The sequence below is a fragment of the Phenylobacterium conjunctum genome, assembly GCF_042679085.1.
Lineage (GTDB): Bacteria > Pseudomonadota > Alphaproteobacteria > Caulobacterales > Caulobacteraceae > Phenylobacterium > Phenylobacterium conjunctum.
The window spans coordinates 1-9,265 of the sequence record NZ_JBHTLQ010000089.1 but is presented as its reverse complement, the minus strand read 5'-3'; the positions used below and the strand labels follow the sequence as shown (position 1 = coordinate 9,265).

11 protein-coding genes are annotated in these 9,265 nt (G+C 69.5%); all 11 read right to left on the bottom strand.

Annotated features, from left to right (window positions below; all coding sequences use genetic code 11):
- The coding region (locus tag ACFQ27_RS20075) for a LysM peptidoglycan-binding domain-containing protein (RefSeq protein ID WP_377354822.1) at window positions 1-1,427 on the bottom strand (1,427 nt) is incomplete at its 3' end.
- A 196-nt stretch (window positions 1,428-1,623) separates the two neighbouring features.
- The gene (locus ACFQ27_RS20070; protein ID WP_374346227.1) at window positions 1,624-2,286 is read right to left on the bottom strand and encodes a protein-L-isoaspartate(D-aspartate) O-methyltransferase; all 663 of its coding nucleotides are present in this window, start codon (window positions 2,284-2,286) and stop codon (window positions 1,624-1,626) included.
- 4 nt (window positions 2,287-2,290) lie between these two features.
- Complete coding sequence (gene surE / locus ACFQ27_RS20065; RefSeq protein WP_374346228.1) at window positions 2,291-3,082, bottom strand: 5'/3'-nucleotidase SurE; 792 nt, start codon at window positions 3,080-3,082, stop codon at window positions 2,291-2,293.
- Complete coding sequence (serS, locus tag ACFQ27_RS20060) at window positions 3,082-4,356, bottom strand: serine--tRNA ligase (RefSeq protein ID WP_374346229.1); 1,275 nt, start codon at window positions 4,354-4,356, stop codon at window positions 3,082-3,084. The genes surE and serS overlap by 1 nt, the downstream gene beginning before the upstream one ends.
- 101 nt (window positions 4,357-4,457) lie before the next feature.
- Entirely contained in the window at window positions 4,458-5,417 is a 960-nt protein-coding gene (gene tatC / locus ACFQ27_RS20055; protein ID WP_377354821.1) for a twin-arginine translocase subunit TatC, read from the bottom strand.
- Window positions 5,414-6,001: a Sec-independent protein translocase protein TatB gene (gene tatB, locus ACFQ27_RS20050; protein ID WP_377354820.1), complete on the bottom strand. Its 588-nt coding sequence runs from the start codon at window positions 5,999-6,001 to the stop codon at window positions 5,414-5,416. Before tatB ends, tatC begins: the two co-directional genes overlap by 4 nt.
- Window positions 6,002-6,072: 71 nt before the next feature.
- Complete coding sequence (locus ACFQ27_RS20045) at window positions 6,073-6,288, bottom strand: twin-arginine translocase TatA/TatE family subunit (RefSeq protein WP_374346232.1); 216 nt, start codon at window positions 6,286-6,288, stop codon at window positions 6,073-6,075.
- Window positions 6,289-6,398: 110 nt separating this feature from the next.
- Window positions 6,399-7,052, bottom strand: a complete 654-nt coding sequence (gene scpB / locus ACFQ27_RS20040) for an SMC-Scp complex subunit ScpB (protein WP_374346233.1) — start codon at window positions 7,050-7,052, stop codon at window positions 6,399-6,401.
- Window positions 7,049-7,879 carry a segregation and condensation protein A gene (locus tag ACFQ27_RS20035; protein WP_374346234.1) on the bottom strand — a complete coding sequence of 277 codons (831 nt, stop codon included), beginning with the start codon at window positions 7,877-7,879 and terminating at the stop codon, window positions 7,049-7,051. The genes scpB and ACFQ27_RS20035 overlap by 4 nt, the downstream gene beginning before the upstream one ends.
- A complete protein-coding gene (gene nagZ / locus ACFQ27_RS20030) occupies window positions 7,876-8,892 on the bottom strand; it encodes a beta-N-acetylhexosaminidase (protein ID WP_377354819.1) in 1,017 nt (338 codons plus the stop codon). The genes ACFQ27_RS20035 and nagZ overlap by 4 nt, the downstream gene beginning before the upstream one ends.
- Window positions 8,889-9,265 (bottom strand): SPOR domain-containing protein (locus ACFQ27_RS20025; protein WP_377354818.1); only part of this gene is annotated, 377 nt, incomplete at its 5' end. The genes nagZ and ACFQ27_RS20025, both read right to left, overlap by 4 nt.

The window sequence follows — 9,265 nt, the reverse complement described above, 5'->3', positions numbered from 1 at the left end:
CGCGGCGTGGGCGCCGGCGTGACCGGGGTCGGCCGGGGCGTCGGCGGCGTATAGGGCTGCGGCGTCGTCGGGGTCGGCGTGACCGGCGGCGGGCTGTAGGGCGCCGGCTCGACCACCGTCGTCTTGGTCACCTCCTTGATCGGGCCCTTGTCCTTGAAGCCCGAGGGCAGGATCAGCTTCTTGCCCGCCTTCAAGGCTGCGCTGGCCTTGATGTCGTTGGCCTCGGCCAGGGCCTTTGGCGTGACATTGAAGCGCTTGGCGACCAGGGCGAGGGTATCGCCCTGCCCCACCACATAGGCCTTGCGGGTGGTCGGCGGGCCTTTGAGCTTGTCGCCCGGATGGATGCTGTAGGGCTCCTTCAGCTTGTTCAGGTCCGCAAATTCCTTGCGGGTCATGTCGAAGCCGCGGGCGATGGCGTCCACCGCGTCGCCGGACTTGACCACATAGGTCGCGGGCGGCCCCTGCACCTCGACCACCTTGCCGGTGACGCTGAGCGTGGTGGTGGTCGTCGTGCGCGTGGTGGTCGCCGGCGCGGAGGGCGGGGGCGAGGACGGTGGCGGCGTATAGGCCGGCGTGGTCGAGGGCGCCGGCTGAACCGGCTGCGGGGTCGACGCGGGCGGGCCGCCGTTGAACACAGGCACCTGGGTCTCGACCTTGATCGGGCCCTTGTCCTTGTAGCCCGAGGGCAGGATCAGCTTCTGGCCGCTGCGCAGGGACTGGTTGACCGAGATGTCATTGGTTTCGGCCAGGGCCTGGCCGGTGACGCTGAACCGTCGGGCGATGGCGTAGAGGGTGTCCCCCTGCCCGACCACATAGGCCTTGGCGTCGCTGGACGGTCCTTTCAGCACGTCGCCCGGATGCAGCACGAAGGGCGACTTCAGGTCGTTGTCCTCGGCCAGCTGTTTGCGGGTGGTGCCCAGCTCACGGGCGATGGCGTCCAGGTTATCGCCGGACTTGACCTTGTGGGTCTTGGGCGGGCCGGAGGCGGCCACGACCTTGCCGGTCACCGTCAGCTTGGTGACGGTCTGCATCGTCGGGGCCGGCGGCGGCGGGATGTAGCCGGGCGGCGGGGCCTGAGGCTGGGGCTGGGCGGCCGGCGGCTGGTAAGGCGCCTGGGGCGTATAGGCCGGCGGGGTGTAGCCCTGGGGCGGCTGGTAGGCCGGGGGCTGATAGCCCGGCGGGTCCAGGGGCCGGCTCTCCACCGGCGCGGCGACGCCTGGGCTGGAGGGCGCAGGCGGCTCGTAGGTCGGCTGGGTCGGAAGCGATTGGGTCGGCGCGGGCTGGGACCCGTCCCCCGGCAGGCGGGTGGGGAAATTCGGGCGCGCGGGTTCGGTCGGCTGATCGGCGAACGGCTCATAGGTCGTGCACGCCGTCAGCGCGCTGGCGGCCAGCAGGATCAGAACCGTACGGGAAGGAAAAAGCGTCATCGCCGCTCCACGGGTGGCCCCGGCCCGCGAGCGCCCATCGAGGCGCCCGGCCGGCCGGTGCGAATTGCAACTCAAACGCCCCCTCCGCAGCGCGGCGGACGTTCCTCAAGACTCAGTCGAGGCGTCAGGGTTTATGATGGGTTAAGCACGACGCCGGAGCCAACCCACAAAGACGTAACTTTCCGCCGCAGGGCGGCTAGAGCTCCCTGGCGACCCCGTCGAGCAGGGGCACGAAACGGACCTCGGTCATCTCTTCCACGTCAAAGCCTCCCTTCCCGTCGCCGACATAGCGCTTCAGCACCTGGACCGGCCCGCGCCCCACGGGCGCCACCAGGATCCCCTTGGGCTTGAGCTGCGAAAGCAACGCCTTGGGCTCATCCGGCGCCGCGGCTGTGACCAGAATGCGGTCGAAAGGCGCCTGCTCCGGCCAGCCCAGGCCGCCGTCGCCGAACTTGGTGATCACATTGGTGAGACCCAGCGTTTTGAACCGGGCCTCCGCCTCCTGCATCAGGGTGCGGTAGCGCTCCACCGTATAGACCAGCCGCGACAGCTTGGAGAGCACCGTGGTCTGGTAGCCAGAGCCGGTGCCGATCTCCAGCACCCGGCTGCGGGGCTCGATCTTCAGGGCCTGGGTCATCAGCCCGACGATGAAGGGCTGGCTGATGGTCTGGCCGCAGGCGATGGGCAGGGCCTGGTCCTCCCAGGCGCGCTCCTGGAACAGGTCCGGCGTGAACATGTCCCGGGGCGTCGACTCGATGGCGGCCAACACCTTGGGATCGCTCACCCCCTGCTTGCGCAGGGACAGGATCAGCCGCGCCAGGCGGGTCTCTGCGGTGTCCTCGGGCTCCTTGTCCGCCATGCCCCTAGACCTTCGGCGGGGCGCCGCCCAGCACGCCCTTGAGCGCGTTGACGGTCTCCATGTGGGTCAGGTCGATGTGCAGGGGCGTGACTGAGATCTTGCCCTCATAGATGGCCTTCAAGTCGGTGCCCTCGGCGGGCCGGGACAGCTCGTTGCGGAAGGTCATCCAGTAGTAGTCGCGGCCGCGGGTGTCGGTGCGCTTCTCGGCCTGGCGGATATGCACGTCGCGGAAGGTCTGGCGGGTGACCTCGACCTCGGTGATCTCCTCCGCCGGGCGGGCCGGGAAATTGATGTTGAGGATCACGTCCGCCGGCCAGCCGGCCTCGACCAGCTTGCGAATGATGCCCGGGGCGAAGCGCTCGGCCGGGTCAAAGGCCGCCCGGATCGAGCCCGGATCATGTCGCGCCGGCCAATAGGTCTGGGACAGGGCGATGGAGGGAACGCCCAGGGCCATACCCTCGATGGCGCCGGCCACCGTCCCGGACATGGTGACGTCCTCGGCCAGGTTGGCCCCACGATTGACACCGGACAGCACCAGGTCGGGCTTGGCGCCGGAGACCAGTTCTGTGACCGCCATCATCACGCAATCGGTGGGCGTGCCGGTGGTGGCGAACCGCCGCTCATCCAGCTGCCGCACCCGGATCGGATCGGACAGGGTCAGCGCCCGGCTGGCGCCCGACTGCTCGTACTCCGGCGCGCAGATCCACACATCGTCCGACAGGGCGCGGGCGATGGTCTCCAGCGCCTCCAGCCCCTCGGCGTGGATCCCGTCGTCGTTGGTGAGGAGGATGCGCATCAGGCCCCGATATGCGTCAGGCCAGGCAGGTAGGGATGCAGGGCCTGGGGAATGGCGATGCGGCCGTTCTCGTCCTGATAGTTCTCCATGATCGCCACCAGGGTCCGGCCCACGGCCAGGCCCGAGCCGTTCAGGGTGTGGACGTAAGCCGTGCCCTTCTCGCCGGCCTTCTTGGTCCGGGCGTCCATGCGCCGGGCCTGGAAGTCGCCGCAGTTCGAGCAGGAGCTGATCTCGCGGTACTTGCCCTGGCTGGGCAGCCAGACCTCGAGGTCATAGGTCTTGCGCGCGCCGAAGCCCATGTCGCCCTTGCAGAGCAGCATGGTGCGGAAGGGCAGCTCCAGGCGCTTCAGCACCGTCTCGGCGCAATTGACCATCCGCTCGTGCTCGGCCTCGCTCTGATCGGGCGGCGTGATGGAGACAAGCTCCACCTTGTAGAACTGGTGCTGGCGGATCATGCCGCGGGTGTCGCGACCCGAGGCGCCGGCCTCGGAGCGGAAGCACGGGGTAAGCGCCGTGACCCGCATCGGCAGCTCTTCCCACGGCGTGATCTGGCCCATGACCAGGCTGGTCAGCGGCACCTCGGCGGTGGGGATCAGCCAGCGGCCGTCGGTGGTCTGGAAGAGGTCCTCTGCGAACTTCGGCAGCTTGTCGGTGCCATAAGCGGCCGCGTCATTGACCAGCAGCGGGGGCGAGATCTCAGTGTAGCCGTGCTCCTGGGTCTGCAGGTCCAGCATGAACTGGCCGAGCGCCCGCTCCAGCCGGGCCAGCTGGCCCTTCAGCACCGTGAACCGCGCGCCGCTCATCCGGGCGGCGGCGTCGAAGTCCACCAGGCCCAGCCCCTCGCCGATATCGACGTGGTCTTTCGGATTGGAGATGGCGAAGGGCTCGCCCCAACGGCGCACCTCGACATTGTCATGCTCGTCGGCGCCGTCCGGAACGTCCGGGAACGGGATGTTCGGCAGGGCGGCCAGCAGGTCCTTCAGCGCGTCCTGGGCGGCCTTCTCGGCCTCGCCTTGCGTCGCGAGCTCGCCCTTCAGCGCCTCGACCTCGGCCATCAGGCGCTGAGCCTCGGCTTCGTCCTTCTTGGCCTTGGCCTGGCCGATCAGCTTGGAGGCGTCGTTGCGGCGGCTCTGGGCCGTCTGCAGGGCGGTCTGGGCGGTGCGCAGGGCCTCGTCCAGCTTCAGGGCCTCGGCCGCAGCGCCCGATCGTCCCTTCGCCGCCCAGGCTTTCTCGTAAAGCTCGGGGTTGTCGCGAATGGCTCGAATGTCGTGCATGGTCTCGCCGCCGGTAGGCCGGATGGCCGATGGAACAAGCGGCTTTCTCTAGAGCGCGTCGGCGGGGGCGCCAAGACAAACACGCCGCAGCTTTGGTCCGCCTAGACCGGCACGATGTCCCGGCTCTCCCCGCCCTTGCGGCGGAATTCGATCAGCTTCACGCACCAGATCGAGATTTCGTAGAGCAGGATGATCGGGGTCGCGAGCAGCACCTGGCTGATCGGGTCCGGCGGGGTCACCACGGCGGCCACGATGAAGATGCCGACGATGGCGTAGCGGCGCAGCTCGGCCAGCATCTTGGACGACACCACCCCGGCCAGGCCCAGCAGGGTCAGCACCACCGGCAGTTGGAAGCACAGGCCAAAGGCCAGCAACAGGGTCGTGACCAGGGACAGGTAGTCCGAGACCTTGGGCAGCAGCTCCACCGAGATCGCCCCGGCCCCCACGATCTGCTGGCTGAGGGAGAACCACAGCACAAAGGGCAGGATCATGAAGTAGACCAGGGCGGCGCCAGCCAGGAACAGGGTCGGCGAGGCGACCAGGAACGGCACGAAGGCCCGACGCTCGCGCTTGTAGAGGCCCGGCGCCACGAAGCCGTAGACCTGCCAGGCCAGCACCGGGAAGGTCAGGACCACCGCCCCGAAACCCGCCAGCTTCAGCTTGGTGAAAAAGAACTCCAGAGGCGCGGTGAAGACCAGCTTCAGCCCCTGCCCCGACACGCTCGGCACTTCCTTCAGACCGACCAGGGCCAGCAGGAGGTCAAAGGCGCCCCCGCCCTGGGCCGCATTGGGCGGGGCCGGCTTCAGGTGCAGGAAGATCTGGACGCTGTCGAGGAAGCCCACATGCACGGCGCCCGCTTCCGCCGCCTTCTGGGCGGCCAGCAGCTGGGCGGCGATCTCGAAGGGGTGCAGCAGGGCGATGTAGATCTGCTTGGAGAAGCCGAAGCAGATCATGAAGCCGACCATCAGGGCGCCGACACAGATGATCAGCCGTTGGCGCAGCTCGACCAGATGGTCCAGCAGAGGCGCGCGCGAGGCCTCGATCTCGTCTTCGTCGCTCACGCCACGGTCCCCGTCTTGGCCTTGCGCGGCTTGGGCGCGGGCTTGGCGGCCGCTGTCTTGGCGGCGGTCTTGTTTGCAGCCTTGGGCTTCGCGGCGGTCTTCGGCTTAGCCGCCGCCTTGGGCTTCGCAGCGCCCTCGGCGGCCGGCTTGCGGCGCGGCGGTCGGGCGGCTTTGATCTTGGGAGCCTCGGCGGCGGCCTGAACCTCAAGCTCGGGAATGGGTTCGATGGGCGGCTGCGGCAGGTGGCTGGCGGCCATGCCCGGATGGAATGAGACGTCCGAGCCCTTCAGGCTGTTCTCGATGTCGCTGAAGATCTGGTTGACCTGGACGTCGCCGGCCTCGCTGGCGGCCATGTCCATGGCCTGGCCGCGGCGCATGGCCTCGACTTCCTTGCGCAACTCGTCCAGCTCGGACTGGCGGGCCATCTCATCGAAACTGGCGCGGAACTCGGCGGCCATGCCGCGCAGCTTGGCGACGAACTGCCCCACCTTGCGCAGCATCACCGGCAGGTCCTTGGGGCCCACGACAATCAGCGCCACGATGGCGATGAGGATCAGTTCCGACCCGCCGACTTCGGGAATCATCCGCTGGACCTAAACGTGCAAGCCCACGCCGGCGGGACCGGCGTGGGCGAAATCTGGTGAACCGCCGCTGATCAGCTGCGGACTTCGTCCTTCTCGCGCTCACGCGGCAGCGGCGTGGCGTCCGAGGACTTGTCGGCCACGACGTCGTCGCCCTTCAGGCCTTCGCGGAAGGCGCGGATACCCTTGGCGGCGTCGCCCATCAGGCCGGACAGCTTACCGCCGCCGCCGAACAGCAGGGCGGCCACGCCGATGACCAGCACCCAGTGAACCCAACTCATCGCGCCCATGGCGTCCTAACTCCTTGTCGTCGGCGGCGATCCCTCGCCGCGCGCCCGCCCTTGCGTCGCTATATAGTCTGTCCCCGGGCCCTGCGCCAATCGCATCCCGCTGCAGGGGATCAATTCGCCTCGTTCTGATCGTCGCCCAGATAGTCGACGTGAAATTCGGGCGCCGCGTCGTCGTCCAGGTCCATGGGGTCTTCGTCCGACACCGGCCCGCCGGGGTTCGGAATGGCGAAGTCCGGCGGCAGGTCGAGGCTGAGCAGGCCGGCGGCCTTCATCTCGGCCATGCCCGGCAGGTCGGACAGGCTGGCCAGCCCATAGTGCTCCAGGAAGGCGTCAGTGGTGCCGTAGGTCACGGGCCGGCCGGGCGAACGCCGGCGCCCGCGCATCCGCACAAGGCCGAACTCGAGCAGGACGTCCAGCGTGCCCTTCGAGGCCTGCACCCCGCGCACCGCCTCGATCTCGGCCCGGGTCACAGGCTGGTGGTAAGCGATGATGGCCAGGGTCTCCTGGGCGGCCTTCGACAGGCGCCGCGGCTCGTCGCGCTCCTCGGTCATCAGGTGCGACAGATCCGGCGCGGTCTGGAACCGCCAGCGGTCAGCGACCTGGACCAGCTCCACGCCCCGGCCCTCATAGCGGGCCTTCAGCGCCGCCAGCCCTGCCTCGACATCAGCATCCTGCGGCAGGCGCTTGGCGAGGTCGTCGATGCTCAGCGGCCCGGCGGCTGCGAACAGCAGCGCCTCGATCTGGCGCTCGGTCAGCTCGCTCATAGGCCCGCCCCCGCCCGTCGGGCGCGGAGATAGATGTCGGCGAAGGCTTCTAGCTGGCGGGTCTCCAGCATGCCTTCCTTCACCAGCTCCAGGCTGGCCGACAGGGTCGAGGCCACATAGGAGGCCCTGCTCGGCCCCTCCCCGTCCGCCCGGCGCATGGCCTCCGGCAGGGGCGCGACCCCGGACAGGGCCGTCCAGCGGGTCAGGTCGGGCAGCAACTCGCGCAGGCGGTCGCGGGCGTCTTCCAGCGGATAGGCCTGGTGCCGGCTCATCGGGGTGTAGTGCCGGCCCTGCTCCTTGCGGCGCTGGTCGATATAGGCGCTCATCAGGCCGTAGAGATCGCCTTCCAGCCGTCCGGACGGCACCACCTGGATGGCGTCGGGATCGCCGCGGACAAAGACGTCGCGGCCAAGTTGGGCGCGGTCCTTCAGGGCCTCGGCCGCCTTGCGCATGGCGTCAAGCTTGGCCAGGCGGAAGGCCAGTTGGGCGGCGACCTCCTCGGCGGGCGGCTCCTCGCCCTTGGGCCGTTCGGGCTTGGGCAATAGGAGGCGGGATTTCAGGTAGGCCAGCCAGGCCGCCATCACCAGATAGTCCGCGGCGAGCGAGAACCGCAGGCGGCGGGCCTGCTGCACGAAGGCCAGGTACTGGTCGGCGAGTTTGGTGACCGACAGCTTCAGCAGGTCGACCTTCTGGTTGCGGGCCAGGGCCAGCAGCACATGCAGGGGGCCTTCATAGCCCTCCAGGTCGACGATCAGGGCGTCGCCGTCCTCAGCCGCCGTGCTGGCGGCCTGGAAGTCGAGATTGGGCTGGAAGCTGCGATCGGTCATGCCGCCAGCCTCCCGGCGAAGGCGGCGTCGAACCGGGCGTTGGCGGCCGCGGCGTCGAAGGGCTCAACCCGCTTGGGCGTCCGCTGGAGCGCGGCATAGGCCCGCTCGGCGGCGCGGCCTTCCAGGAACCAGGTCCCCTGGGCCACCGCCTGCATCTCCGCTATGTCGCCATTGCAGTGCAGGATCATGTCGCAGCCGGCGTCGAGCGCGGCGGCCGCGCGGTCGTCGAAGTCGCCGCCCAGGGCCTTCATCGACAGGTCGTCGGTCATCAGCAGGCCGTCGAACCCGATGATCCCGCGTACCGCGACGTCCAGCACCCGCCGCGACAGGGTCGCTGGCAAGCTCGGATCCAGGTCGGCGTAGACCACGTGAGCGCTCATCGCCATCGGCATGTCCGACAGGGCCTGGAAGGGAATGAAGTCCCGAGCCTCCAGCTCGGCGCGGCTGGCGTCCACCACGGGCAATTCGAGATGGCTGTCGGCGCGGGCGCGGCCATGGCCGGGGATGTGCTTGACCACCGGCAGGACGCCACCGGCCATCAGGCCCTCGCAGGCGGCGCGGCCCAGGAGCGCGACACCCTCCGGCGTCGGATCATAGGCGCGGTCGCCGATCACCTCATGCATCTGGGGGTCCGGCACGTCGAGCACCGGCAGGCAGTCCACATTGATCCCCAGGGCGGCCAGGTCATGCGCAATCAGACGCGCCCCCAGACGGGTGATCTCCCGGCGGTCCTCCACCGGCAGCTCGCCATAGGCGCGGCCGGCCGGATAGCGCCGCCAGTGCGGCGGGCCGAGCCGCTGGACCCGTCCGCCTTCCTGGTCGACCAGCACGGGCGCGTCCTCGCGGCCCACGCTCTCGCGCAAGGCGTTGACCAGGGCCCGGGTCTGGTCCGGCGTTTCGATGTTGCGCCGGAACAGGATGAAGCCCCAGGGCCGGGCGCGCCGGAAGAAGGCGGCCTCTTCCGAGGTCAGGACCGGACCCGCGCAGCCGAGGATGCAGGCCCGGGCGGTCACTTCACGAAGCAGCTCTTGCCCGCGGCCTTGAGCTTGTCACAGAAGGCCGTCGCATCGGCGCGGCTGGAGAAGCCGGTCACCGAGGTGCGGTAAAGGGTGGCGCCGTCCTTCTGGATGGCCTCGACCTTCTTGCCCTTGCCGACAGCGGCGCCGGGGGCGATGCCGGCCGCGACGCTCCAGCCCTTGTCGGCCTGGGCCTGGGACGAGAAGGCGCCGATCTGGACCATGAAGCTGCCAGACGCGGCGGCGGGCGCCGGCGCGGGAGCCAGGGTGGTCACCGGCTTCGGCGGCGGATTGGCGATGGCCGGCTTCAGGGCGGGCTTGGTCACCGGCAGGGCCGCGACAGGGCCAGCGGGCTGGGCCGCCACGGGCG